The sequence below is a fragment of the Pseudomonas sp. GW822-FHT02E03 genome (assembly GCF_058802325.1).
In genome coordinates this window covers 1-25,067 of record NZ_JBXAOA010000030.1, presented here as the reverse complement: position 1 = coordinate 25,067, position 25,067 = coordinate 1, and the positions used below count along the sequence as shown (strand labels likewise).

Below are 25,067 nucleotides of genomic sequence, written 5' to 3'. Positions count from 1 at the left end.
CAAATGAACTCTCTGTGGCTCAAACCGGTCAGCTAGTTAGGCCCTCGGTTCCCGGAGTTCCGCGGTAATGGCTGATTATTCCGAACGACAAAGCGCCATCGACGCCCACGGCATCATTGGCGACATGCGTAGCGCAGCGCTGGTCAACGACAAGGGCAGCGTGGACTTTTTCTGCTGGCCGGAATTCGACAGTCCGTCAATTTTCTGCGCGCTGCTGGACAGCCCCGAAGCCGGCATCTTTCAACTGGCCCCGGACCTGCCCGACGCTCGCCGCGAGCAGATTTACCTGCCCGATACCAACGTCCTGCAAACCCGCTGGATGAGCGATCACGCGGTGGTCGAAGTCACCGACCTGCTGCCCATCGGCGACAGCGAAGATGATTTGCCGATGCTGATGCGTCGAGTGCGAGTGGTCAGCGGACAAGCGACGATCCGCATGCGCTGCGCCGTGCGACATGACTATGCCCGGGCTCCGACCAAGGCCCGCGCACGTGATCGGAGTGTGTATTTCGAGGCCACCGGCCAGCCAGCCATGCAGCTGTGTTCGAATCAATCCTTACGCATCGAGGGCCATGCGGCCGTCGCCGAATTCATCCTCGAACAGGACCAGAGCGCCGAGTTCCTGCTCGGCGGCGTTGACGATGCGCGCTTCAAGGAAGGTGCCGCCGCGCTGTGCCTGGAACGCACCCTGAAGTTCTGGCGCGACTGGATCGGCCAGTCCAATTATCGCGGTCGCTGGCGGGAAATGGTCAATCGCTCGGCCCTGGCCCTGAAGCTGCTGACCTCACGCAAACACGGCGCCATCCTCGCCGCCGCTACCTTCGGCCTGCCGGAAACGCCCGGCGGCGAACGCAACTGGGACTACCGCTACACCTGGATCCGTGACGCCTCGTTCACCGTCTATGCCTTCATGCGCCTGGGCTTCGTCGAGGAAGCCAACGCCTACACGCGCTGGTTGCGCGGTCGGGTCAGGGATTGTCACGGCAAGACCATGAAACTCAACATCCTCTACGCCATCGATGGCCGTCAGGAACTGCCGGAAGTTGAACTTCCACACTTGGCCGGTCACGGCGGCGCGACGCCGGTACGCATCGGCAATCAGGCTTACGATCAAATCCAGCTCGATATCTTTGGCGAGCTGATGGACGCGGTGTATCTGGTCAACAAGCACGGTGAAGCGATTTCTCATGAGGGCTGGAAACACACTGTGGAGGTGGTCGATCAGGTCTGCGAAACCTGGCAACAAAAAGACGTTGGCATCTGGGAAATGCGCGGCGAGCAGTATCATTTCCTGCACTCGCGATTGATGTGTTGGGTGGCCGTGGACCGGGCCATCCGGCTGGCCTCCAAACGCTCGCTGCCCGCCCCGTTCGCCCGCTGGGACCAGACCCGTCAAGCGATCTACGCTGACATCTGGAGCAACTTCTGGAACGAAGAACGCGGGCATTTCGTCCAGCACATCGGCGGCACCGGCCTCGATGGCTCGATGCTGCTGATGCCGTTGGTGCGCTTCGTCAGCGCCAAGGATCCGCGCTGGATCGCGACCCTTGAAGCCATCGAGAAAAGCCTGGTGCGCGCGGGTATGGTCTACCGCTACCGCAACGACGACAGCCAGATCGACGGCCTGCCCGGCACCGAAGGCGCCTTCGCCGCGTGCTCGTTCTGGTACGTCGAATGCCTGGCCCGTGCCGGCCAAGTGGAGAAGGCGCACCTGGAGTTCGAGCAATTGCTGAAGTACGCCAACCCGCTGGGGCTGTACGCCGAAGAGTTCGACAGCCATGCCCGGCACCTGGGCAACACACCACAAGCGCTGACGCACCTGGCACTGATCAGCGCGGCGAGTTTCCTGGATCGGAAATTGAGCGGGGAGAAAAACTTCTGGCAGCCTTGAGACCGAGTCGCCTGCTTCGCTACTACAGATGTACACCGTTCAACTGTGGGAGCGGGCTTGCTCGCGAAGGCGATTTCACATTCAACATTGATGTCGCCTGGCACACCGCTTTCGCGAGCAAGCCCGCTCCCACAGGGGATCAGCTGTGTGGCGCGGGTTTTGGCACGTCGACGTTATCGAGCACCCGATTCACCGCCAGCTCGGCCAGCATGATGACCTGCTGAATCGCCAGGAGCGTGTGCCGCTGCGGGGCATCGACATACGCGGCAATGTCGCTGGTCATGACGCTGGCTGAGGCCAGTGATTCGCAGACATGAGCGAGCAGACTTTCGTTGTCCATATCCGGCGCAACCATGAACATCTTGCTTGGCTTGCGGCCTTCATTTTTTTTCGGGGTGGGTTTGAGGTAGTGGTCAAGCGCGCGTTCAGCGGCGTCGTGGAGTTTTTTTGAATCGAGGGATTCGTAGGGGGAAACGTTGTCGGTTTCTGGGGGATTGGGACTGTCTTTTATCATGGTGTAACTCCTGACATTCATGAAGCTCACCGCCGTCGTGACCAAACGATGGGTGGTGGGCGGTACGCAGGTTGGTCAACCGGGAAGTCAGGCACCCGGCGCACTCGAAAGTGCCCCGCGCACAGCCCACCGCGAAGCATACCGACAAGCACAAGAAAAAGCGCCGACATGCTCACGTTGGCGCTTGCACGCCTGACATTGCACGGGTGACCAAACCCGGTCGCTGAATTGGCAGCGACCGGGAAAGCCTATCGGCTCCCTTTCCTAACCTACAACCGCCAAAACTCGTCGGAAATATCCCCTTTTACAGCGTTTTTTGTAGGACAGTGGCTACGCCCGATGAACTTAAACACGCACCGTCAGCCACTACTGTCCCTCCGTGGCGAGGGGGCTTGCCCTCGTAGCGGCCCCTTGAATGCACAACCCCATTCCTCCAGAAGCACCGCATTTGCTGGCTTTGCGGCCGCTGCGCAGCCGAACGGGGGCAATCCCCCTCGCCACAGAACCAGGTAGGCCGAACCTACAATCACTAAACAAAACCAGCCCAATCAACACGCGGTAACGCATTCCTACATCCGGAAATACCTTGTTGCCACCGCTTACATCCATCCCTACCATCCACGTCAACGGGCACAGCGGAGCTGTCCAACAAAACCCGAATTCAAGGAACCAGAATGACCCAGCGTATCCATCGCAGCATCGACACCCCACTCCGATCAGGCTTGAACCGGGATGAACTGTGGGAGGGCCACGACAAAGGCCTGATCAAATGCTGGGAAATCGGCCGCCAACGCGCCGCCCGCTTCCCCGACCTCGCCCGACAATGCCTCACTGGTGAACTTCCGGTGCTAGGCTGGAAAGGTGGCGTCAGCCGCAGTCTGAAAAAACTCGAAAAATACGGATCCCTCAAATACCTCGCCCAATGGCAAGGGTTGCGCGGGGAAGATCTGGATATCGATTTGAACGCAGAACGGGCGTTGACCTGTTCCAGAACCAAAATGGTCGTGACGTTTACGCCGGATCGGTCGAAGTACTTTAATCAGGTCGCGGACGTGGAAGTCTGAGGAGAAGGACTCAGGTCGAATTGAATCAGCCCTCTCAAAACAGCCACTCTGGAGTGTCAGGCATAACATTGCCGAAGAAGCGCCCGAAGCGACCCTCAAGGCATTACTGGATCTGCTGGAAGGCTGACGGAAAAGCGCTCGCGGTAGGCTTGTGGTGTTACGCCCATGGTTCGCAGAAAACTGCGGCGCAAGGTCTCTTCACTGCCAAACCCGCATTGCACCGCGACCCGTTTGATCGGCACACCGGTGTCACTGAGCAAGCGCCGGGCGGTCTCGACCCGAATCAGTTCTATGGCCCGCGCCGGGGTCTGGCCGGTGTCGGCGCGGTAGTGACGAACGAAGCTGCGCTCGCTCATGCCGGCCTGCAAGGCCAAGGTCGGGATGCCGAGGTCTTTGGTTAGATTTTCGCTGATCCAGGCGTGAAGGTCGTCGAAGCGGTTGCCTTCCTTTTGCAGGGACAGGGTCACGCTGAACTGCGACTGGCCCCCCGGACGCTTGAGAAACACCACCAGTTGGCGGGCGACGTCCAGAGCCATGGTTCGGCCGAGGTCTTCCTCGACCATCGCCAAGGCCAGGTCGATGCCCGCGGTGACACCGGCCGAGGTCCAGACCGGGCCGTCGTTGATGAAGATCGGGTTGGGTTCGACCTGTAGCTTGGGATGCTGCTGCGCCAATTGCTCGCAACGGGTCCAGTGCGTGACCACCCGCCTGCCATCGAGCCAACCGCTGGCCGCCAGCAAAAACGCCCCGGTACACACCGACGCCACCCGCCGACACCCCGTCGCGTGCTCACGTACCCAGGCCACCAGCGACTCATCTTTCGCCGCCGCGTAAACGCCCCAGCCACCAGCAATGATCAACGTGTCACTGCCCTGTTTCGCCAGCGGCTCTGCCAACAGCGCCAACCCCGCCGACGACATCACCGCCCCGCCACCGCTGGCAATCACCGACAGCGCATAGGGCGGCGGCACACCTTGCTGGCGGGCAATGTCGTTGGCCGAGGCAAACACCTGCAACGGCCCGGTGACGTCGAGCACTTGCACGTTGGCAAAGGCCAGCACATGAATGGTTTTCGGGTTGTTCGGCATATTTGGCGTAATTCGTGGGGTTATTGGCGTATGCGCCAGATCCTACGAGCCTACAGTGAAGCCGTCCACCCCAACCAGGAGAAAAAACGCCATGACGTTGCAGATCGGTTTTCTGTTGTTTCCACAGGTTCAACAACTGGACCTGACCGGCCCTTATGATGTGCTGGCCTCGCTGCCGGACGTGAAGGTGCACCTGATCTGGAAGGACCTGATGCCAGTCACCGCGAGTACCGGGCTGGTGTTGAAACCGACCGCCACCTTCGACGATTGCCCGCCACTGGATGTGATCTGCATTCCTGGTGGCGGCGGCGTCGGGCCGTTGATGGAGGATGACGAAACCCTGGCCTTCATCAAGGCCCAGGCCGCCAATGCGCGGTATGTCACCTCGGTGTGTACCGGTGCGCTGGTGCTTGGCGCGGCGGGGTTGCTCAAGGGCAAGCGCGCTACCACTCACTGGGCGTATCACGAATTGCTTGGGGTTTTGGGAGCGATTGCGGTGAACGATCGGGTGGTGCGCGACGGCAATCTGCTGACCGGTGGCGGGATCACCGCGGGGATCGATTTTGCCCTGACCCTGGCGGCTGAATTGTTCGATAAGGACACGGCGCAATTGGTGCAGTTGCAATTGGAATACGCGCCAGCGCCGCCGTTTGCTTCGGGCAGTCCCGAGACAGCGCCGGTCAGCGTGCTGGAGGAAGCCCGCAAACGCGCTGCCGCGTCGTTGAAATTGCGCTCGGAAATCACCGAACGTGCAGCGGCGAAACTCGCCCGCCAGTGAAAGAAACGGCTGCGGGAGCTATCGCCCCCGCAGCCCGTCACTCAGGTCGACCATTGGGCACAAACAGCTCGAACGAGTCATCACCATAAGCCCGCTCCACTTTAGCGATCACCACTTGATAACCCGCGTACCACTTGCGGTACTGACGCTTGGCCTCCAGGTGCCTGGGATGGCTGGCGAATTCTCGTATAGAGGTTTCGTCCTGCCAGTAATAACTGGCGTTGACCAACTCGCCATCGGCCGAGCACCAGGATTGGGTGCCGACAAACCCTTCGATGCTGATCGCGACTTCGTCGATCAACGCGCTCAACCGGTTGAACTCCTCGTCCCGTTGCCCGGGTTTGTAGATAAACGATGCGATGTACATGCAGAGGTTCCTTTTCAGCGAGTGAGTCAGGCCGGACGAGTCATCAGGACTAGCCGGACGGCGAGCAACAGCAGTACTGCGGCCAGCCCCAATGACTGCCATTTGGCGAATGTCGAAGTACTGGAAACAAGCCGGCTGACCGTACTGCCGAAAACCCCGAGCAGGGTGTGAAACACGCCACTGACCAAGGTCAACACCATGCCCAGCAGCACCAGTTGTACGGCAATCGACCCCCGCTGCGCGTTAACGAATTGCGGCAGGAACACCATGAAAAACAGTAAGGCCTTGGGGTTCAGCAGGCTGTTGAGCATCGCCCGGATCAGCAGGGTCTTGAGCGGCACCTGCGCAACATCCGACGTGCCGCTGGCCGATGGTTTTTGCAACGCCTTGAACGCCAGCCACAGCAGGTACAGGCCCCCGGAATAACGGATCAGGTCGAAGGCCGGCGGCCAGCTGGCAACCAGTGCCGTAACACCCATCGCAGTCAGCGCCGTCAGGATCAGATCGGCCAGGCCAATGCCCAATCCTGACGCCACACCACCGCGCCAGCCATAACTGGCGCCATGGCTGATCACGAAGGCCATGTTCGGTCCGGGTGACAGCAGCAACAACATCACCGCGCCGACGAAAATCAATAAGGTCGCAGGGTCAATCACAGCGAAGTCTCCGTCCTGGAAAGCCTGTAGATTAGAACGCCAATCTGATACAAACAAAAAATTGATCCAGATACAAAGAGCACTCACCCATGACCCGTATTCGCTACAAACGCCTGGTGGATCAGTTCGCCGGGAAGATTCGCAGCGGTGAACTGCCACCCGCCACACAGTTGCCGACCATTCGTGCGTTGATGCAGAGCGAGCGGATTGCCCTGGCCACTGCATTGCGGGTCTATCACGAACTGGAGGCGATCGGCCTGGTGGTCGGCGAAACCGGCCGTGGCACCTTTGTGCGCGACACATCCTTGCCACGCGGACTGGGGCTCGAACAGCAACCACTGGGCGTCGGCATGGTGGACCTGACCTTCAATTACCCGTCGGTACCCGGTCAGGACGAGTTATTGCGCGAGGGTTTGCGAGCGATTGCCGCCTCCGGCGATATCGATGCGCTGTTGCATTCCGCGCCTCAGGGCGGGCGCGCGCATGAACGGCAGACGGCGGCCCGGCATTTACGCAATCGGGACATTCGGGTGGGGGGCGATCAGGTGCTGATCGTCAACGGCGCCCAGCAAGGTCTTGCCGTGACGCTGATGGCACTGCTCAAACCGGGAGATATTCTGGCCCTCGACGCCCTCACCTACCCTGGCCTGAAAACCCTGGCCCAGGCCCATCGGCTGGACCTCGAAGCCCTGCCGCAAATCGCCGGGCACACCGATCTCGACGCCCTGGAAGCGCTGTGCAAACGGCGCCCCGTGCGGGCGCTCTACAGCATGCCGACGATGCACAATCCGTTGGGGACGGTGATGTCCATCGCCGACCGTGAACGCCTGGTGCAATTGGCCGAACGCTACGACTTTCTGATCATCGAAGACGGTGCCTATGCCTTCCTCGCAGAACCGGCGCCCAAACCGCTGTTTACCTTGGCCCCGCAGCGCACACTGTATATCAGCGGCCTGTCGAAAAGCGTTGCCTCGGGCCTGCGCATTGGTTTCATCGTTGCACCTAAAGCGATGATGCCGGTGCTGGAACAAGCCATCCGCGTGTCGACATGGAGCACCCCGTCGCTGACCGTCGCACTGGCCTGCCACTGGATCGATAGCGGCGAAGTCGACAACCTCGAAGAGCAAAAGCGCCTGGACGCCCGGCAGCGACAAGACCTGGCTCAGCAAATCCTGAAAAATTGCGAGCTGGTGGCGCATCCCGGTTCCTACTACCTTTGGCTCAGATTGCCCGAAGGATTACGGGCCGAAACGGTTGTTGCCGAGTTGGAACGTAAAGGCGTGCAGGTGACCAGCGCCGAACCCTTTGCCACGACCACTCATGTGCCTCCTGCGCTGCGGGTGGCCATGGGATCGATCAGCCTCGACGTGTTGAAGCGCGCCCTGGAGACACTGCGTGAAGTCGTGGACATCTGACAGACTTTTCTGACGCCCATAAAAAAACCCGCCTAAGCGGGTTTCTCAAGACCATTGCGACATCCTGTCGGCAGCCATCCTGGCGTATGGTCGATCATCCGTGATCCTGAGCACGTCCTGTGCTTCAGTTGATGGATCCAGATTAAACGCATCGGTGAAGCTTAAAAAGACGACATACCACTGGCTACGTGTAAGCCATTGACCATTCAATGCAGGTTGCAGTTTTCTGCAGACGAAAAAAAACCCGCCGAAGCGGGTTTTTCCCAAGACCATATCGACTCCCTGTCGGCAGCGATCCTTGCTATGGTCGATCATCCGTGACCCTGGAGCACTTCCTGTGCTTCAGTTGATGGAGCTAGATTACCCTTCGGATCCAATCCGCAATAGACGACATAGCTACTACCGCGTGTAAGACATTCGCCATAGCCACCCCTCCGAAAACCCTTAGACGTATCAGTCATCAAGTGCCGAGGTCGCAAGTTTAGCGGCCTGCAGCCATCAGCCGCCCTGACGTTCGTGGGCGTTGGCGTTGGTTTTCAGAAACTCTTCGATATTGTTCATCTGCTCCTCCCAACCACGACTGTCCATACGGAACGCCTTTTCACGGCGGGATTGGGGAATGTGATCGAAACCGGACTCCGACACCTTGAGCAACGTGCCCTCGTCGTGATCTTCAAGTTCAAACTTCACCAGCGTGGTGGGCTCTTGGGAATAGTCGAAATCCGCCTTTACGGCAAATGGGTGCCAGCGAAACGAAAACACCCGCTCCGGCTCGACCCGCTCCACCAGGACATTCCACAGTACGTGTTCGTAGCCGGGATACGTGACTTGCCCCTGGGTCCACTCGCCGGCGACAAAGCGCTTACCTTCGAGTGCCACGCCGAACCATTGCCCGAAGGCTTCGGCATTGGCCAGCACGCGCCACACCTGCGAGCGCGGCACCTTGAGCAGGATTTTCCTTTCGATGCGATCTGATGCTGGGTTCATAAGTCACCTCCTGTATTGAACAGTAGGCCCGTAAAGACCATAAGACCAACCTAAAAGTTGTATCAAACAGGTGCCGCAATCGATCTTGCCTGAAATATTCGGCCTCATTTTTGGCCATAAGTTCTGGTTTCAAGGGGGAGTCAGCGGGCTGAAACTGCTAACGTTTGCAACGACGTGGAACCCTTACAAGGAAGATTCATGCAGCCTTCACTCACGGAACGTTATCGCGCAACCCTGCTGGGGCTTGCTTGTGGGGATGCCGTTGGCACCCATGCCGAATTCCAGCCGCGCGGCTCATTCGCCCCTCTGACCGATATGGTTGGGGGCGGCCCGTTCAATCTGAAGCCAGGGCAATGGACCGATGACACCTCCATGGCACTTTGCCTGGCAGAAAGCCTGCTGAACAAAAAAGGTTTTGATGCGGCCGACCAAATGGGCCGTTACCTCAACTGGTGGCAATGGGGTTACCTGAGTTCGACCGGCGAATGCTTCGACATTGGTATGACCGTCCGTGAAGCGCTGGCTCGTTATCAGGAAACCGGTCAGCCATTCGCGGGATCCACCGATCCCTATACGGCCGGTAACGGTTCACTGATGCGGTTAGCGCCAATAGTGTTGTACTACTTTCCCGACCCCGAGCGGATCAGAACCTTTTCCGCAGACAGCTCGCGCACTACCCATGCGGCGCCGGAGGCACTTGAATGCTGTCAGTTGCTTGCCGATCTGATCCGCAAGGCATTGCAAGGCGCGTCCAAGCCGGATTTGCAGAGCCTGCCAGAGACGACGTTCGTGGAACCGAAGGTCGCGAGCATCGCCCGAGGCGATTACCTCGGAAAATCCAAAGAGGATATTCGCGGTAGCGGTTACTGCGTTGCATCACTGGAAGCGGCCTTGTGGTGCTTTCACCACACTGACAGTTTTGAAGCCGCCATCCTCGAAGCCGCGAACCTGGGCGATGACGCCGATACCACTGCCGCCATCGTCGGCCAGTTGGCCGGAGCTCACTATGGTGTGCAGGCCATCCCTGACGGGTGGCTGGCGAAATTGCATCAGCGCGAAGACATCGAGGCCACGGCTGACGCCCTGTTTCGGGCCGCCGCCGCTGCCGACATCTCAGCCACGCAACCAGGAAAAGCCCCATGAATAACTTGCATGGCAGCTGCTTGTGCAAAGCCATCAAATACGAACTTGATGGCCTCGACATGCCCATCAGTCATTGCCACTGCCACACCTGCCGCAAGGCACACGCAGCGGCATTCGCCTCGACGGCCGGGGTCATGCGTGAGCATTTTCGCTGGATAAAAGGACAGGACCGGCTAAGCACCTATGAGTCGTCGCCGGGCAAGCTTCGGCATTTCTGTTCGATCTGCGGATCGCATCTGATGGCGGAGCGCTTGGCCCAACCCCATGTAATCGTTCGCGTGGCGACTCTCGACGATGATCCGAAAATGACACCTCAGGCTCACATCTGGACGTCCCAGGACGTGCCCTGGCTTGAATATGAATCGAATGAGAAATGTCCTGAATGGCAGACATAGTTTCCGGACACGCCACAAGTGCCGCATCAGGCTGCTGATTTGTTGACTGGCGGCGCCCCGCTACACTGCCCCCCAACTTCCCATCACCACTGCGAGCCCACCATGCCCCCACGTTTTCTCCTTGCGTTGACGCCGCTGCTGCTCACCCCCCTTGCGCATGCCATCGACTGCGACAACGCCACTGACCAGTCGACGATGAATCAATGCGCGGCGCAGCAGAACAAGGCCGTCGACAAGGAGCTGAATGCGCTTTACCAGCAGATCACCACACGGCTGAAGGACGACCCCGACGCGAAAAAGCTGTTGGTCGGTGCGCAGCGCTCATGGATTGCGTTTCGCGATGCCGAGTGCAAATTCTCGGCGTCCGGGGTGGCGGGTGGCAGTGTCTATCCGCTGATTTACAGCAACTGCACCACTGAACTGACCAAGGCGCGGGTCGAGGCGTTCAAGACTTACTTGAAGTGTCAGGAAGGGGATTTGAGTTGTCCGGTGCCTGAGGCTTGATGTTGGGGTGTGCTTGAGGGCCTCTTCGCGAGCAAGCCCGCTCCCACAGTGGATCTCTGGTGAACACAACATTTGTGTACGACGTAGATCCAATGTGGGAGCGGGCTTGCTCGCGAAGGCGTCCGCTCAGGCACCACAATTACCGGACAAATACCTGCGCCGTCGTGATCGCCATGTCCCCACCCGGCAACTTGATGCTGCCGATCTGCTTCAGGCTATCGGCATCGAAGATCGCCACATCGTTGAACGTCCCGGCCAGGTAAATCTTGCTGCCGTCCTTGTTGAAGGAAATGCAGTAGTAAGAGTGATCAAGCGTCGCCGCCTGAAGCATTTTCTTCTGCTTGATGTCGTACTTGGCCAAGCGATTGAGCACGCCGAACATCAGGTTCGGGTCCTTGGGTGAGCGCATGCCGCTGAAGTAGATTTCCGTCAGCGGGCCGAAGTCGGTGGTTTCGGTCTTGCCGGTTTTCAGGTCGATGCTGAACAGCCCGTAGAGGTACTCGGCGGTGGCCGGGTCCTGCTTCTTGTCCTTGAATTTCGCGGCGGTGTAGAGCAGCGAAAAATCATGACGGTAGGTCTGCTGGTTCCACACATAAAGCACGTCCGGCGCGCTGTAGTTCGGGCGTTTCCAGTGACGGCTGGGAATCAGCACATCAAACTTGCCGGTGTTCACGTTGACCTTGTAAACGTCCGCCCCCGCCACATACAGCGTGCCGTCGTCACCGCTTTGCATGATGGTCAGCTGCCGCGGCGCCGGAAAACTGCGCACAGGTTTGGCGTCCATGCCGGCATCGGTTGCGTACACATCGAGTCGAGGTTGCTGCACTTCGTAGCGATCATTGAGCATCAACGTCGGGTTGGCGATGGTGAACAGTTCCTTACCGTCATGGCTGACAGTGAAGGCGAACATCGACTTCGCTTTCTCCCCCGGTTTCTGGGTGATGCTGGCGTGGAACACCTGCTTGCAGCTGTCCAGCTCAACGCCGTAGACATCCGCGTAGTGGTTGTTCAGCACATAAGCGGTCTTGCGATCCGGCGACAGCTGCACGGTGCCAGGACCGAAGGCGTCCGGCATTTTGCAGGTCTTGAACAGGCTGTCGGTGGCCAGGTCGATCACGTGCAGGTTGTTCGGGTAATTGGTGGTCACCATGTACTCGTGACCAGTTTGGAGCGCGGTGTTTTCATCGGCCAGAACATTGAGCGACATAGCGCTCAGGACGCCGAACGCGGCCAGGCCGCAGGCTTTGATGCATTGCATGCTGGAATCCTTATTCATGTCCGATCATTTGTCTTTTGGAAAGACAGTCCCAAGGTTGCGCCAGTTTTCGTTGGACGCCTGGGCATCCTTGTTCCAGTCCGGGTAGGTGCTCATCATGTCCGGCACCTGGGCCGGCCACCAGCACGGGTCGGAGCAGCCATACAGGTCGGCTTCCATCGGCTGGCACAGCGACGACACACCGCCAAACGCATCGATTTCCCAGCCCGGGTCGGTGGTCGAGGCGCAGCCGGCGACGGAACTCATCGCCACCACTTCTTCGATACGGTTTTCGGCCGCGGCCTGATCCATTTTCAGCGCTTTGTTATTGATTGCCTTGAGATGTTTCATGTCAGTGAGCCTTGCGCGGAGTGATGTAGCTGCTGATGAACGCAGGGTTGTGAGCCATGATCCGGGTGTAGACCTCGATGCCGAAGTCGACCCAGTCACGCATCAGTTCGCAATAGTGATAGGTCGGATGGGTCGGGTCGCCGTATCGGGCATAGCTCTCGTGGTAGCAGCCGCCGGAGCAGAGGTTGCGGATCTGGCAGTCCTCGCAACCGGTGTTGGTGCGGTCGAGGCGCTGGGACAGGAAGTCGTTCAACTCGACCTGTTTCACCCCGCTATGGACGTTGCCAAAAGTAGGCAATGATGAGCCGGTAAAGCGGTGGCACAGATTCAGTTCGCCCTTGTGATCCACCGCCAGCATCTTCAGGCCCGCACCACACGGCAGGGCTTTTTTGTGACCTTCGTGGATGTCGGTAATCAGCTGGTGCAGGTTGGAGAAGCCGATATTGCGGTGCTCCAACGCCGCCTCCAGATAACGCCGGCCGAGCTTCTTCATGTTGGCGAAGACTTCGATCAGCTCGTCGCTGGACAGGTTGAAGCTGCTGATATCGCCGGAAGTGACCGGGGCAAAACCGACCTCGGCAAAGCCCAATTCGTTGAACAGGTGGTCCCAGATGGTTTCGACGTCGGTGACGCCGGTGGTCAGGGTTACCCGCGCGCCCACCGGACGGCTGTTGTAGCGCGACAGCAGCATCTCGGCCTTGCGCCGCACCACGTCGTAAGTGCCCTGCCCGCCCACGGTGATGCGGTTGCGGTCGTGCACAGTCTTCGGCCCGTCGATACTCACCGAGAGCCCGAAGCGGTGGGCGTTGAGGTAGTCCACGGTGTCTTCGGTGAGCAGCGTGGCGTTGGTGGTCATGACGAATTCGACGAACTTGCCCGCCTCGGCAAAACGCTTTTCACAGTAGTCGACCATGTACTCGATCAGCTTGCGATTGCTCAGCGGCTCACCACCGAAGAACACCACGGTAAAACGCTCTTCGTCCGGGGATTCACGCAGCAGCATTTCCACCGACGCCACCGCCGTTTCGACGTCCATTTTCTTGCCGGCCGAGGGCTTGTCGAGGTCCTCTTTGTAGCAGTAAGTGCAGCTCAGATTGCAGCCAGTGTTGACGTTCAGCACCACGGTGTTGATCGCCGTGCGCTCGACCCGTTTGGTGCCGATGTCCGGGGTCAGTGGCGAGCCGTCGCTGACCAGTTCCAGGGCCATCAACTCGCGCAGGGTCTCGGTGATTTCTTCGCCGTTGAAGCGTGCCGCCAGGCGCTGGATCAGGTCGTCCGAGGAACAGCCGGGACCGCGCAAGGTATCAATGATGGTGCCCGTCAGCTCATCGCTGGCGAACAGCGAACTGCTGGGAATATGGAACAGCATGCGGTCGGCATCGACGTGCACTTCGTGCAGGTTGCGTTCGACCAGATTCAAAATAGCGCCCATTGCAAACCTCCTGTGCAAGCCCCGGTTCAGGGCTTGCGGTCATTCCGAAAAGTGTCTGAAACCGCTAGCGATCAGCCAACTCATGGAATGGGTGGATTGTTCCAGCGTTGCACGGTGACGATCATGTGGCCTTCGCCGGTCATGGATTTCCCTGCGTCGTCGACGGCGGCGATCACCTTGAGGTTGCCGGCATTGTTGGTGGACATTTTGCGCTGCGGGTTCGGCCCGGCATCGCCCGGGGTGAACACGCCGCTGTCGGCCTGCATGGTGCCGGCGAACTTGACGTCCTCGTCCTCTTTGGCGCGGTCGTCGAAGGCTTCGACTTTCCACTGCGCCGGGAACACGCCGATGCGATAGGGTTTGCCATCGGCGCCCTTGCCCCAGGCTTCAGCATCGAAACGGCCCTGGACTTTCGGCGTCGAGCCACCGCCCTCGCCGATCCGCGCCACCGAGAACTCGGGCACGACTTTGACTGCTGCGATTTTGCTGTAGACCGACAGGGTCGGGCCTTTCAGCGTGCCGACCGTGACGTTGCGCAGGCCCGGTTGGGCATTGGCGGCTGCCTTGAGTTTGACCCGCAGACGCGCAGGACTTTGCTCCAGCACCTCGACCACTTCCACGCCTTTGCCAAAGCTCGGCTTGCCGGTGAGACCGCTGCCGATCAGGGTGACTTCGGTTTCGCTGCCCGCCTTCAGATAACCCGGCTGCACCGCCAGCAAACGACTGGAACCCTGTTTGGCGGCAACGAAGTCCAGACCGCGTTCATCGTGCTCGGCCTCGAACATCCGGCCCTGCAGGGCATTGCCCTGGGCGGCGAACACTTGGCGCATGGTCACGCCGTCGATGGTCACGTTGCCGCGCCATTCGTAACCGGTGTAGAGAATCGCGCTGCCATCGCCGTTGAACGGACTGCCATCGGCGTATTGGCCTTTGACGCTGACCTTGAACGTGTCGTTGCCATCGGCCGTCACGCTCATCACCCCGGCCAGTTCACCTTTACCCGGCAGGTGGCCGCTGAAGCTCCAGTCGCCGACCAGCGCCTCGGCTTTCGGCGCGCTGCTCAACCATTTTTTCCAGGCCGGGTTGTCCAGCGGATAACGCTTGGCCAGCAGCGGCACCATCTCTTTACGGGCCAGATCGAACCAGTCGCGGTCACGAGACAGGGCCTGGTATTCCAGGGACGGCCATTGGCCGAGGTGGAAGTTCACCAGGCGCTCCCATTCCTGGGCCGGACGCCGTTGCAGGGCAACCCGCGCACCGGAGTGGCAACGGCCGCACATCTGGCTGGTCTGGTCATCGAATTTCTCGACGGTGTTGAGCCGGCGTTCCAATGCATAACGCACGCCATCGGTTTCGCTCGGCGCCAGGCCTTGAGTGTCGGCCAGATACTTGACCAGGGTCCGGCGGTCGTCATCGCTGATCTGCAAACCGTGCATGGTCTGCATCCGGGCAATGCTCATCAGCCAGCCTTCCGGGGTTTTGCGCTGGTGGCTGATGCGGCTCAGGGCGCTATCGGCTTCGGGGGTGTGACAGCCCTGACAGGTTTCCTTGAGGATGGTCTGGGCGTCGCGAGCTGCCAGGCTGTAAGGCGAATGCAGCGCCACACAGGCCGCCACGGTCAGCAGACTGACACTCAGGCCTGATCGGAGTTTTCTCTTCATCAACGTCGAACCTCGCACGGTGCTTTCTTATTTTTGTGGCTTATCGTTTTTATGGTTTCTGCCGTCGGCGGCGACCCGCTGACGGAGGCAAGAGAAACGTCTGCGATGAGCAATACACGGAGCGTGCCAGCTTGACGATCACCTTATTAATCAATTAGTTATGTGAAAACTTTGGCTTTTTAGCGCGTCAGAGCGAGATCGCTTGCGTCTAATATCGCGACACCTGTTGCAGTCTGAGACAAGCATAGATGCCCCCGGCCGGAACACTTCATCGCCCGGCGATTGATGGCGTTCCAGCGCAAGCGCGAAATGATTGTTCATCGATTGGAGAGTACAGCGACGGCGTTTTCACGCTCAGGACGTCGCTTCACCCGTGGCCCGCCATCACCCTGCCGCACCACCGACGTGGTGCGGCGTGACGTCGGTTCAGCTGTAAAACGTTGGGTGAATGCCTTTGTGAGCCTCGATTTCTTGCCGCATATCCGCCACCAGCGAGGCAATCGCGTGGGGGCTGTCCAGTGTCCATACCGGAACATGGGTGGCCACCAGCTCCACTTTGCCGGTCATGCAATCGCAAACCCGAATCGTCAGGGACTGGTCCGCCTCCATGCTGCAAGTGCACACGGCGGGCAGAAAACTGTGCTCGATGATGTTTTGAATTTCCAGGGTTGAAAGGAACATCGCTACCTCCCTCACGCCAGATGTGTGGCCGGGCAAATACTCCCCCCTTAGCCTGAAAATTCTAATCCTCAATTGCAGGTGTCTCAAGACCGTAACAGGTTGCTCGTCGTCTCATCCGCTGTCGCGATTTGCGACAAAAACCTGGGTGCCGCTCTTCCCCCTTCATCACTCAAAACCCCGCCGACAAAGGGCTACCCGCCCGTTCCTGGTACTTGGCACAGCCATTGCCAACCTTGGACAAAGCCCCGTTCTCATGCACAACAAGAGGTCTCGTCATGCCCCTCCCTTATCTGCTCCCCGCCACTTCGGCTTTTATCCAACGCGCACCGCGCATGCTCATCGGCGGTGACTGGGTCGAGGCCGGCGACGGCCAGACCATGCCCCTGCACAATCCGGCTACCGGCGAAGTCCTGTGCGTGGTGCCACGGGCCACGCCCGAGGATGTTGACCGCGCAGTGCTCGCCGCCCGTCAGGCCTTCGACGATTCGGCCTGGACCCGCACCCGCCCCCGGGAGCGGCAGAACCTGTTATGGAAACTCGCCGATCTGATGCAGCGCGACGCCGAACTGCTGGCGCAACTCGAATGCCTGAACAACGGTAAAAGCGCCGCCGTCGCCCAAGTGATGGACGTACAGCTGTCCATCGACTTCCTGCGCTACATGGCCGGTTGGGCGACCAAGATCGAAGGCTCCAGCGTTGAGGTCTCGATGCCGTTGATGCCCAACGATCAGTTCCACAGTTTCATCCGCCGCGAAGCGGTGGGTGTGGTCGGCGCCATCGTCGCCTGGAATTTCCCTTTGCTGCTGGCCTGCTGGAAACTCGGCCCGGCGCTGGCCACCGGTTGCACCGTGGTGCTTAAACCTGCCGACGAAACACCGCTGACCGCTCTGAAACTCGCCGAACTGGTGCTGGAAGCCGGTTACCCCGCGGGCGTGTTCAATGTGGTCACCGGCACCGGCATCACGGCGGGATCCGCCCTGACCCACAACCCGTTGGTGGACAAACTGACCTTCACCGGTTCCACCGCCGTGGGCAAGCAGATCGGCAAAATAGCCATGGAGTCCATGACCCGGGTCACCCTGGAACTGGGCGGTAAATCGCCGACCATCGTCATGGCCGATGCCGACCTGAAGACCGCCGCGGCCGGTGCCGCCAGTGCGATTTTCTTCAACCAGGGCCAGGTCTGCTGTGCCGGCTCCCGGCTGTATGTGCAGCGCAAACATTTCGACAATGTGGTGGCGGATATCGCCGACATCGCCAATGCGATGAAGCTCGGCAATGGCCTGGACCCAAGTGTCGAAATGGGCCCGCTGATCTCCGCGCGCCAACAGGAGCGGGTTTACGGTTACATCGAAAAGGGTCGGGAAAGCGGCGCGACCATCGCCTGTGGTGGCGAGCAATTCGGGCCGGGGTATTTCGTCAAACCGACGGTGATTGTCGATGTCGATCAGCAGCATTCATTGGTGCAGGAGGAAATCTTCGGCCCGGTGCTGGTGGCGATTCCGTTCGATGACGAAGCCGATGCGCTGCGCATGGCCAATGACAGCCCCTATGGCCTTGGGGCGAGCATCTGGTCGAATGATTTGGCGGCGGTGCACCGGATGATTCCGCGCATCAAGTCAGGCTCGGTGTGGGTCAACTGCCACAGCGCCCTGGACCCGGCGCTGCCGTTTGGCGGCTACAAGATGTCGGGGGTCGGGCGTGAGATGGGGTATGCGGCGATCGAGCATTACACCGAGTTGAAGTCGGTGTTGATCAAGTTGTAATAGCGGCGCCCTCTCGGTCGCCATCGCGGGCAAGCCCGCTCCCACAGGTTTTTTTTGTGAAGCTGCAATCTCCGGCATCACTCAAATCACTGTGGGAGCGGGCTTGCCCGCGATGACGCCAGACCGGCCACCTCAACTATCAGGGTTTATATCCCTGAGCCAACAACCAACTGCGAACCATCCTCCCCTGCTCTACCGTCAACCCGGCCAACACCCGCTCAGCCGGTTCGGTCCGCAACCGCCGCACCAACGGCGCCAGCTCAACCCCTTGCACATGCCAGATCCCCAGCGGCTGATCCGCCGTGATCACCACCTCGGCCTCATCCACAAATCCATCGCGCAATACCGGCGCTCGCTCAATCCTCAGAGTGGAGAAATCCGCCTCGGCGTGGGCGACCTCAGCATCCGGCCATTGCCGCCGTGCCCGCCAGAACGGCTGATCCGGCCAACGCTGTTCATCGGCATAAAAGTCCCGGCCAATACGCGCAAAACGCCAAAACAACTGCTCTACCCGCTGTTGATGAAAACGCTGTGCCAGCAACGCCCGCTCAGGCTTGCGCAATAGCGTGTTGATCACGGTCGGCGCCTGCAACGCCGAAGACAATGACTGAAAGATGCCATTACCTGACAACGGGTCCACCGCCATCGCCGCGTCGCCCACCCGAATCCAGTGATCGCCACAGACCTGCGGACACAGAATCGCCGTGCTGCTGCGGGCATGCAGCTGTAGATCGATCTCAGGTTCGGCACCGAAGAACGCCCGCGCCAACGCCGAACTTTGGCGCCGCTGACGGCAGTAATCGAGCAACATGGCCTTGCCCGGCAACTCGGCACTGGCCACGTCCACCGTCCATTGCCAATAGCACTGGCCGTCGGCCCGGCGCGCCATCCAGGCCCAACCGTCCTCAAGGCTTTCCACAGCGCTGGCGGTGGTGCCCGGCGCGCCTTGCCAGCGATTGAGCAAGCTGACCGTCTCCGGCCCACGCTGACCTTTACCGAGGGTCGGTGCCTGGCGACCGCGGGCCTCCACCAGAAAATCCGCGACCAGTGCTTCGCGCCCTTCCAGTTCGATTCGATGCCCCGAAGCCGACGACTGTACCGTCAGCACCCGGCCTTCGATCAGCTCGACACCGGCCAGCCGCAAATCCTCGCGCAAGCCTCGATCAAAACTCGGGCGATCCAGTAAAAATTCGATGTTCTGCGCATGCTGCTGACCGTTCCACGACACCTGCCGTTGGGAAGGCTGCGTCGCATCCGCCAACGCTTGATGCAGCCCCGCGCCACGCAAGGCCTCCAGCACCCGCACCGAAACCCCTTCCAACGCCGCAAACCGGCGCCACTCACTGACCAGCGTCACCGGGTACCCGAGCCGTCGCAGCCCCAGAGCGACCGCCGCCCCCGCAGGTCCGGCGCCAAGAATCACAATCGGCTTCATGCTCCGATGCGCCGTTCAGGGCCGCGATAACGAGCGTTCTCCCGCAGCCACTCGACAACTTGTTCGTTGCTCGCCTCGGGATTTGCCACGAGGAAACTCGCAATGTGCCCGCTCAGTGCCGCACAACCCAGGCTCGCGCCGGACTGCCCCGGATAGGTGCCGTGAACACACGCGGCAAAATCTGCCTGGGCGCTGTTGAGCCACGACCATTCCTGCTCGGCGCAACGCGCATCACCGGTGACCCGCAGCACCTGCGGATAATTCGCCGGAAACACGCCCTCGCCCTGCGCCGGGCTGGACGCACACAGCAGAATGCCCCGCGCCACCGCTGCTGCGCAGGCTTCACGCAACAGACTGCGATCCTGGCGCAAACCGAGGCTCAGATTGATCAATCGCACATCCTGCGCCACCAGCCAATCGATGGCCGTGGCGATCTGCAAGGCGCTGGTGACCCCGCGCTGGTCGAACACCTGGGCTACACAAAAAACCGCCGATGGCGCCCGTCGGCCGATGGCCTCGATCACCGCGCTGCCGTGCCCCAGCGGGTCGTCGCGCAAATCGCTTTCAGCCAATCCGTCTTCCAGCAACGAGAACCGTCGACCGGCAACCACCTGCACCCGTTGCGCCGCCGAGTGGCCGCTGTCCACCACGCCAATCCGCAGTTCAGGCTTCATGCGGCACCGTTTTTGAAGTGAGCACACCATCCAGCAATTCAAAGCGCAGATCGGCATCGGCGAGTGTCGAGGGACGATGGCTGATCAGAATCCGCGTACGTCCGGCGAACAGCCGGTCGATGGCCTCGATCACTTCGCGCTCGGTGGCTTCATCGACCGCCGAGGTCGCTTCGTCCAGCACCAGAATCAACGGATCCTGCAACAGCGCCCGGGCGATGGCGATGCGCTGTTTCTGCCCGCCGGACAACTGCTGGCCGCGCTCGCCCAAAGGACTGTCGAGGCCTTCGGGCAGGGATTCGATCAAGCTGTCGAGCTGCGCCAGCCGTGCCACTTCGGCGATCGCTTCGCGACTGGCGTCCGGCACGGCGTAGGCCAGGTTGTCGGCGAGGCTGCCGCGAAACAGCACGATGTCCTGGCTGACTACGGCAATCCGCCGACGCAGCTGAAACAGGTCCAGCTCGCGCAGATCGACCTCCCCCAGCAACACCCGACCGGACTGCGGATCGTGATGCCGTTGCAGCAGGTCAATCAGGGTCGATTTACCGACACCGGAGCCGCCGCTCAGGGCGACTTTCAAACCGTAAGGAATTCGCGCCTCGATGCCACGCAAGGTTGTCGGGCGACCGGGATGGCTGAAGTGCACGTTGTCGAAACGCAGCTCGCCAGAAGCCGGCATCGGCTGCGGCGTAACCGGCGTGAGGACAGTCGGTTCTTCACCGCGCAATTCCATGACTCGCCCGAGGCTGACCGTCATCCGCTGAATCGCGACGTAGAGCCCGAGCAGGCTCTGCACCGGCCCGACCGCCATCCCCAGATAGGTCGAAAACGCGATCAGCGCGCCCAGTTGCCAAGTCCCCTGCACCACCCAGTAACCGCCAATCAAAAACGCACAGGCCCGCGACAACGACGTCAGCGTGCCGGGCACCGCTTGAGTGAAAAACTCGGTGACTTGCAGGCGCAACAACTGGCCCATGTACCCTTGGCCCAACGTCTCCAGCCGCCGCGCTTCGCGCTGTTGCTGACCGGCGGACTGGATGAATTTCATCACCGGCAAGGTCTCGACCATGAACGAGGACATGTCCGCCGAACGCTCGCGCAACTGCCGCACATCGCGCTCGACCTTGCGCCGCATCCAGCGCAGCCAGAGCACGTCGAGCGGAATCAGCACCAAGGCCAGCAGCGAGAGTTGCCACGACAGGGTCACCAACATCGCCACGGCGACCACCAGACCGATCACGCTCGACACCGCAGAGAACAGCGAGTCCACGGCAAAGCGCTGGATCTCCGCGACATCGCCATCGAGGCGCGACATCAAATCGCCGATTCGCCGCTGGCCATAGAAGCTCGGCGAGAGCGTCTGCAAATGCCGATAGAGGTCATCGCGCAGGCTAAACAGAATCCGTCCGGACAGTCGCGTGTGCAGATACCGATTGATACCCGACAGCGCCGTGCCCAACAACCCGGCGACGATCATCAACCCGGCGATCAGCACCAGCATCGGAAAATTGCGTGCCAGCAGGCCGTCATCAATCAGCAGTTTGGTCAGCCAGGGCTGCACCAATACCAGCGACGAGGCGCAGACCGACAGCCCAAGCAACCCGGCAATCGCCAATCGATGCGGGCGCACGAAGCTGTACAGCCAGCGCAACGCCGCTCGCAGGGCCTCGGGGTTCTGGCTGTCGATCAGCCGAACGATCAAGCGCAGCATCACGAGCGCAACTGTTTAAGCTTGCGGTACAGGGTCGCGCGACTGATGCCCAGGGCGTCGGCGGCGGCCGAGACGTTGCCTTGGTGAGTGTCCAGAGACTGGCGAATCAGCTCCAGTTCATTTTCGCGAATACTGCCGCTCTGGGGGCGTTCGCCGGCGGTCAATTCGTCGAGCATGCTGTCGGGCAAATGGTCGAGGGTGAGCACGGTATCCCCCGGCTCGCGCATGGCCAGCGCGGTGCGCAAAACCATTTCCAATTGGCGGATGTTGCCCGGCCAGTGATAGCCGCCGAGCAAGCGGCTCAAATCGTCATGCAGGACCACCTTCGGCGCATCGAGTTTGGCCAGCAAACGATCGACCAGGCCGTTGAAGTCGTCGCGTTCGCGCAGGGCCGGGAGCATCACGTTGATGCCGTTGACCCGGTAGAACAGGTCCTCACGGAAGTGTTTGTCTTCCACCAGACGCTTGAGGTCGCGGTGAGTGGCGCAAATCAGTGCAATGTCGATGTCTTGCTCTTCCCCAGCGCCCAGTGGCGCGACTTTGCGGTCCTGCAACACCCTGAGTAAACGGGCCTGCAAGGCCAACGGCATGTCACCGATTTCATCGAGGAACAACGTGCCGCCATGGGCCTGTTGCAAGCGCCCGATCATCCCGCCACGGCGCGAGCCGGTGAAAGCACCTTCGCGATAGCCGAACAGCTCCGACTCGATCAGGCCTTCGGGAATTGCCGCGCAGTTCACCGCGACGAAAGGTTTGTCGCAGCGCGTTCCGGCCATGTGCAGCGCCCGGGCAATGACTTCCTTACCCGTGCCGGTTTCGCCCAGCAGCAACACCGGCAGATCATTGGCCAGACCTTGGCGCGCCATGCGCAACGCCCGGGCGTAACGGGCATTGCTACCGGCCAGGGACTCAAGATCCGGTTGAGGTTTGGCGGTTTTGGCCGGGGTGCGCGCTGGGGTGCTGACGTTGATCGACCGCTGCGGTGCGCGCAGGGCTTTGTAGAAAAATTCGCCTTTAGCGGTTTGCAAACTGCCGACCCCGCCCTGATGCAGACGCGATAACAGTTGCAGGCCATCGACGCCCAGAAACTCTTCGCAGCGTCGACCAACCAGCGCCGAGCGCTCGGCATGGAGCAACTGACAAGCCTGGGCGCTGACCGCGAGAATCTGCCCGCCGAGGCTCACTGCCAGCAAGCCCTGCCAAGGGGATTCGAGGTATTGCCGACGACTGTGGAAGGCCAGCACGATCTGCTCCGGATAGCTGGCGTTGAACACGCGACTTTCGATCTGGCTGACGGCCATGGCCAGCAATGCAGTGCTGTCATGAGCGCGGCCGAGCGGGCCTTCGCGGGTCAGGTCGAGGACGCCCAGGATGTCGCCCTGCGGGCAATAAATCGGCACCGAGGTGCAGGAGAAATCGGTCAGGCGGTCGAGGTAATGTTCGCCACAATCGATCATCGTTGGCCGGGCTTCCACCAATGCAGTGCCCAGCGCATTGGTGCCGCGCGCCGCTTCGCTCCAGCAGGCGCCGAGGGTGATGTCTTGCAGGCCGCTGCCCTTGAAGCGGTCGGCGCAACCTTCGGCAGCGAGGATAGTGGCGTCGGAGTTGGCCAGGATGATCAGCCCTTCCTTGCCCTGACGCTCGGCCAGATAGTCGATGGCCGGCATCGCCGCGTCGATCAGCAGTCGATTGCTCGCCAGCAGCACCTCCAGGCTCGCACTCGATTCCAGCGCCAGCTCGTGCTTGGCATTGAAATGCACGCCATGGTTGAGACTGCGCCGCCACGACGCATCGATTTCCGCGCGCAATACGCCATCGGGGACGGCGCCTTCGAGATGAAGTTTTTCCCGCGCCAATCGAGCTTCGCGGTGTAGCTTGGGGGAAGTTGTTTTTATTAGCGTCATCAAGCGCTCCGGATCGGTCCGCCCTGCGCTTTTTCAAGTTCAGCGCCCTGTCGCAATCTTTACGTTAACGTCAGGGCTATGGCAAGTGCCTTACAGCGCTTGTGTTTGATCTGGTGGACCGAGTTATCGTTCATCGCGGGCAAGCCCGCTCCCACAGGTGCAGCGTCGTCCACAAATCTGCGGTTCAACTCAATCAACTGTGGGAGCGGGCTTGCCCGCGATAGCCATCTATCAGTCACCATCAAACTCAGAGCTGCCACACCTGCGGCCCAACAAAAAACGCCCGGGCATTATCCTCAAGGCTCTCCAGATGATACCCGCCCTCCTGCACAATCAGACACGGCAACCCAAGGCTGCGAATCCGCTCGCCCAGCCGCGCAAAGCCTTCCCGCGTCACCGCCACTTTGCTCTGCGGGTCCAGCTCGAAAATATCGAACCCCAGGGACAGCACCAGCACCTGCGCGCCGAACTCCTTCACCGCTGCCAAGGCCACTTCCAGCTGCGCAAGAAAGTCCGCCTCACTGGCGCCATGGGCCATCGGCAAGTTGAGGTTGAACCCCTCCCCCACCCCGACGCCGCGCTCATCGCTGAACCCGGCAACCCCCGGATAGAAGTTGGTCGGATCACCGTGCACCGAGACGTACAGCATGTCATCGCGGTCGTAGAAAATCTCCTGAATCCCCTGACCGTGGTGCATGTCGGTGTCGAGCAGCGCAACTCGCTCAAACCCTGCACGCAACACCTGAGCCGCCACCGCCGCGTTGTTCACATAGCAGAAACCACCGGCCGCTTCGGCCCGGGCATGGTGACCGGGTGGACGGCACAAGGCGTACGCGGCGGGCTCGCCATCGAGCAACGCCTGGGCACCGGCAATCGCGCTTTGCGCCGACCAATAGGCCGAGCGCCAGGTTTGCTCACCCACCGGGCAACTGCCGTCCGCCAGATAACACGCGGCTTGGGCAAGAATTCCGCGCAAGGCATTGGGCTCGCGGACGAAGATGTTCGACATCACTTCATCGCCCCAATCCTCGGGGATTTCCTTCCAGCGTTGATGAGCTTCCTGCAAGAACGTGAGGTATGGCGCACCGTGGACCGCCAGCAGTGGATCGAGTCCGGCATCGGCCGGTTGCTCAACCGTGAAGCCCAGCGCCTTCGACGCCTGCACCAGCCGTTGGGCGCGCTCGGGCACTTCCTGGGGCGTACGCATCTGCCCGCGGGAGTAGTAGCTGCGTGGATGGTGGAGCAATTGTTCGGGATGGAAAAAACTGCGCATGGGCTGAGTACCTGTCAGTTAACGTAGATCCTGGAACCGGGCATGTCCTCCTGTGGGAGCGGGGGGGGGGGGGGGGGGGGGGGGGGGGGGGGGGGGGGGGGGGGGGGGGGGGGGGGGGGGGGGGG

Annotated in this window: 24 protein-coding genes; 8 read left to right on the top strand and 16 right to left on the bottom strand. The window is 60.7% G+C overall.

What is annotated here, in order from left to right; genetic code table 11:
• Positions 1-67 precede the first annotated feature (67 nt).
• Positions 68-1,891 carry a glycoside hydrolase family 15 protein gene (locus AC1RQB_RS20535; protein ID WP_063341015.1) on the top strand — a complete coding sequence of 608 codons (1,824 nt, stop codon included), beginning with the start codon at positions 68-70 and terminating at the stop codon, positions 1,889-1,891.
• A gap of 139 nt (positions 1,892-2,030) precedes the next feature.
• On the opposite strand, the gene AC1RQB_RS20530 is transcribed toward AC1RQB_RS20535, so the two are convergent.
• Complete coding sequence (locus AC1RQB_RS20530) at positions 2,031-2,405, bottom strand: DUF6124 family protein (RefSeq protein WP_063341016.1); 375 nt, start codon at positions 2,403-2,405, stop codon at positions 2,031-2,033.
• Positions 2,406-3,079: 674 nt separating this feature from the next.
• Between AC1RQB_RS20530 and AC1RQB_RS20525 the strand changes: the two genes are divergently transcribed.
• Positions 3,080-3,469 carry a hypothetical protein gene (locus AC1RQB_RS20525; RefSeq protein ID WP_063341017.1) on the top strand — a complete coding sequence of 130 codons (390 nt, stop codon included), beginning with the start codon at positions 3,080-3,082 and terminating at the stop codon, positions 3,467-3,469.
• Positions 3,470-3,564: 95 nt separating this feature from the next.
• Here the strand turns inward: AC1RQB_RS20525 and AC1RQB_RS20520 are convergent, their stop codons facing one another.
• Entirely contained in the window at positions 3,565-4,557 is a 993-nt protein-coding gene (locus tag AC1RQB_RS20520; RefSeq protein WP_063341018.1) for a GlxA family transcriptional regulator, read from the bottom strand.
• Between the two features lie 91 nt (positions 4,558-4,648).
• Here AC1RQB_RS20520 and inhA point away from each other — a divergent pair, with 91 nt between their 5' ends.
• The gene (gene inhA, locus AC1RQB_RS20515; RefSeq protein ID WP_008067359.1) at positions 4,649-5,335 is read left to right on the top strand and encodes an isonitrile hydratase; all 687 of its coding nucleotides are present in this window, start codon (positions 4,649-4,651) and stop codon (positions 5,333-5,335) included.
• Between the two features lie 37 nt (positions 5,336-5,372).
• Here inhA and AC1RQB_RS20510 read toward each other — a convergent pair whose 3' ends face one another.
• Positions 5,373-5,702: an antibiotic biosynthesis monooxygenase family protein gene (locus tag AC1RQB_RS20510; RefSeq protein ID WP_008013488.1), complete on the bottom strand. Its 330-nt coding sequence runs from the start codon at positions 5,700-5,702 to the stop codon at positions 5,373-5,375.
• 26 nt (positions 5,703-5,728) lie between these two features.
• Positions 5,729-6,358 (bottom strand): LysE family translocator, encoded by a 630-nt coding sequence (locus AC1RQB_RS20505; protein WP_063341019.1) that lies wholly within the window; start codon positions 6,356-6,358, stop codon positions 5,729-5,731.
• Between the two features lie 89 nt (positions 6,359-6,447).
• On the opposite strand from AC1RQB_RS20505, the gene AC1RQB_RS20500 reads away from it, so the two are divergent.
• The gene (locus tag AC1RQB_RS20500) at positions 6,448-7,773 is read left to right on the top strand and encodes an aminotransferase-like domain-containing protein (RefSeq protein WP_008067354.1); all 1,326 of its coding nucleotides are present in this window, start codon (positions 6,448-6,450) and stop codon (positions 7,771-7,773) included.
• Positions 7,774-7,818: 45 nt separating this feature from the next.
• On the opposite strand, the gene AC1RQB_RS20495 is transcribed toward AC1RQB_RS20500, so the two are convergent.
• Both AC1RQB_RS20495 and AC1RQB_RS20490 read right to left on the bottom strand, forming a co-directional pair.
• Positions 7,819-8,088 carry a hypothetical protein gene (locus AC1RQB_RS20495; RefSeq protein ID WP_063341020.1) on the bottom strand — a complete coding sequence of 90 codons (270 nt, stop codon included), beginning with the start codon at positions 8,086-8,088 and terminating at the stop codon, positions 7,819-7,821.
• Between the two features lie 183 nt (positions 8,089-8,271).
• Positions 8,272-8,760, bottom strand: a complete 489-nt coding sequence (locus AC1RQB_RS20490; RefSeq protein WP_008067351.1) for an SRPBCC family protein — start codon at positions 8,758-8,760, stop codon at positions 8,272-8,274.
• Between the two features lie 198 nt (positions 8,761-8,958).
• Here AC1RQB_RS20490 and AC1RQB_RS20485 point away from each other — a divergent pair, with 198 nt between their 5' ends.
• The 3 genes from AC1RQB_RS20485 to AC1RQB_RS20475 all read left to right on the top strand — a co-directional run bounded on the left by AC1RQB_RS20485 (position 8,959) and on the right by AC1RQB_RS20475 (position 10,802).
• On the top strand, positions 8,959-9,903 hold the full coding sequence (locus AC1RQB_RS20485; protein ID WP_063341021.1) for an ADP-ribosylglycohydrolase family protein: 945 nt from the start codon (positions 8,959-8,961) through the stop codon (positions 9,901-9,903).
• Positions 9,900-10,298, top strand: a complete 399-nt coding sequence (locus tag AC1RQB_RS20480; RefSeq protein ID WP_063341022.1) for a GFA family protein — start codon at positions 9,900-9,902, stop codon at positions 10,296-10,298. Before AC1RQB_RS20485 ends, AC1RQB_RS20480 begins: the two co-directional genes overlap by 4 nt.
• A 102-nt stretch (positions 10,299-10,400) precedes the next feature.
• Positions 10,401-10,802, top strand: a complete 402-nt coding sequence (locus AC1RQB_RS20475; protein ID WP_207267290.1) for a lysozyme inhibitor LprI family protein — start codon at positions 10,401-10,403, stop codon at positions 10,800-10,802.
• A gap of 139 nt (positions 10,803-10,941) precedes the next feature.
• Here the strand turns inward: AC1RQB_RS20475 and peaD are convergent, their stop codons facing one another.
• The 5 genes from peaD to AC1RQB_RS20450 form a co-directional block, all read right to left on the bottom strand.
• Positions 10,942-12,060 (bottom strand): quinohemoprotein amine dehydrogenase subunit beta, encoded by a 1,119-nt coding sequence (gene peaD / locus AC1RQB_RS20470; RefSeq protein WP_063341024.1) that lies wholly within the window; start codon positions 12,058-12,060, stop codon positions 10,942-10,944.
• A 24-nt stretch (positions 12,061-12,084) separates the two neighbouring features.
• Complete coding sequence (gene qhpC, locus AC1RQB_RS20465; RefSeq protein ID WP_046032633.1) at positions 12,085-12,408, bottom strand: quinohemoprotein amine dehydrogenase subunit gamma; 324 nt, start codon at positions 12,406-12,408, stop codon at positions 12,085-12,087.
• A gap of 1 nt (position 12,409) precedes the next feature.
• Positions 12,410-13,840, bottom strand: a complete 1,431-nt coding sequence (gene peaB, locus AC1RQB_RS20460; RefSeq protein ID WP_063341025.1) for a quinohemoprotein amine dehydrogenase maturation protein — start codon at positions 13,838-13,840, stop codon at positions 12,410-12,412.
• Between the two features lie 80 nt (positions 13,841-13,920).
• Positions 13,921-15,501, bottom strand: a complete 1,581-nt coding sequence (gene peaA / locus AC1RQB_RS20455) for a quinohemoprotein amine dehydrogenase subunit alpha (protein ID WP_063341026.1) — start codon at positions 15,499-15,501, stop codon at positions 13,921-13,923.
• 426 nt (positions 15,502-15,927) lie between these two features.
• A complete protein-coding gene (locus tag AC1RQB_RS20450) occupies positions 15,928-16,182 on the bottom strand; it encodes a DUF1652 domain-containing protein (protein WP_063341027.1) in 255 nt (84 codons plus the stop codon).
• A 275-nt stretch (positions 16,183-16,457) separates the two neighbouring features.
• Between AC1RQB_RS20450 and AC1RQB_RS20445 the strand changes: the two genes are divergently transcribed.
• Positions 16,458-17,948, top strand: coding sequence for an aldehyde dehydrogenase family protein (locus AC1RQB_RS20445; RefSeq protein WP_063341028.1), 1,491 nt, complete (start codon positions 16,458-16,460; stop codon positions 17,946-17,948).
• A gap of 139 nt (positions 17,949-18,087) precedes the next feature.
• Here AC1RQB_RS20445 and qhpG read toward each other — a convergent pair whose 3' ends face one another.
• The 5 genes from qhpG to AC1RQB_RS20420 form a co-directional block, all read right to left on the bottom strand.
• Positions 18,088-19,383: a flavin-dependent monooxygenase QhpG gene (qhpG, locus tag AC1RQB_RS20440; RefSeq protein ID WP_063341029.1), complete on the bottom strand. Its 1,296-nt coding sequence runs from the start codon at positions 19,381-19,383 to the stop codon at positions 18,088-18,090.
• Positions 19,380-20,057, bottom strand: coding sequence for a subtilisin-like serine protease QhpE (gene qhpE, locus AC1RQB_RS20435; protein WP_063341030.1), 678 nt, complete (start codon positions 20,055-20,057; stop codon positions 19,380-19,382). Before qhpE ends, qhpG begins: the two co-directional genes overlap by 4 nt.
• Positions 20,047-21,765 (bottom strand): ABC transporter ATP-binding protein, encoded by a 1,719-nt coding sequence (locus AC1RQB_RS20430; protein WP_063341031.1) that lies wholly within the window; start codon positions 21,763-21,765, stop codon positions 20,047-20,049. The genes qhpE and AC1RQB_RS20430 overlap by 11 nt, the downstream gene beginning before the upstream one ends.
• Positions 21,765-23,669, bottom strand: coding sequence for a sigma-54-dependent Fis family transcriptional regulator (locus AC1RQB_RS20425; RefSeq protein WP_063341032.1), 1,905 nt, complete (start codon positions 23,667-23,669; stop codon positions 21,765-21,767). Before AC1RQB_RS20425 ends, AC1RQB_RS20430 begins: the two co-directional genes overlap by 1 nt.
• 247 nt (positions 23,670-23,916) lie before the next feature.
• Positions 23,917-24,942, bottom strand: coding sequence for a histone deacetylase family protein (locus tag AC1RQB_RS20420; protein WP_063341033.1), 1,026 nt, complete (start codon positions 24,940-24,942; stop codon positions 23,917-23,919).
• Positions 24,943-25,067: the final 125 nt, after the last annotated feature.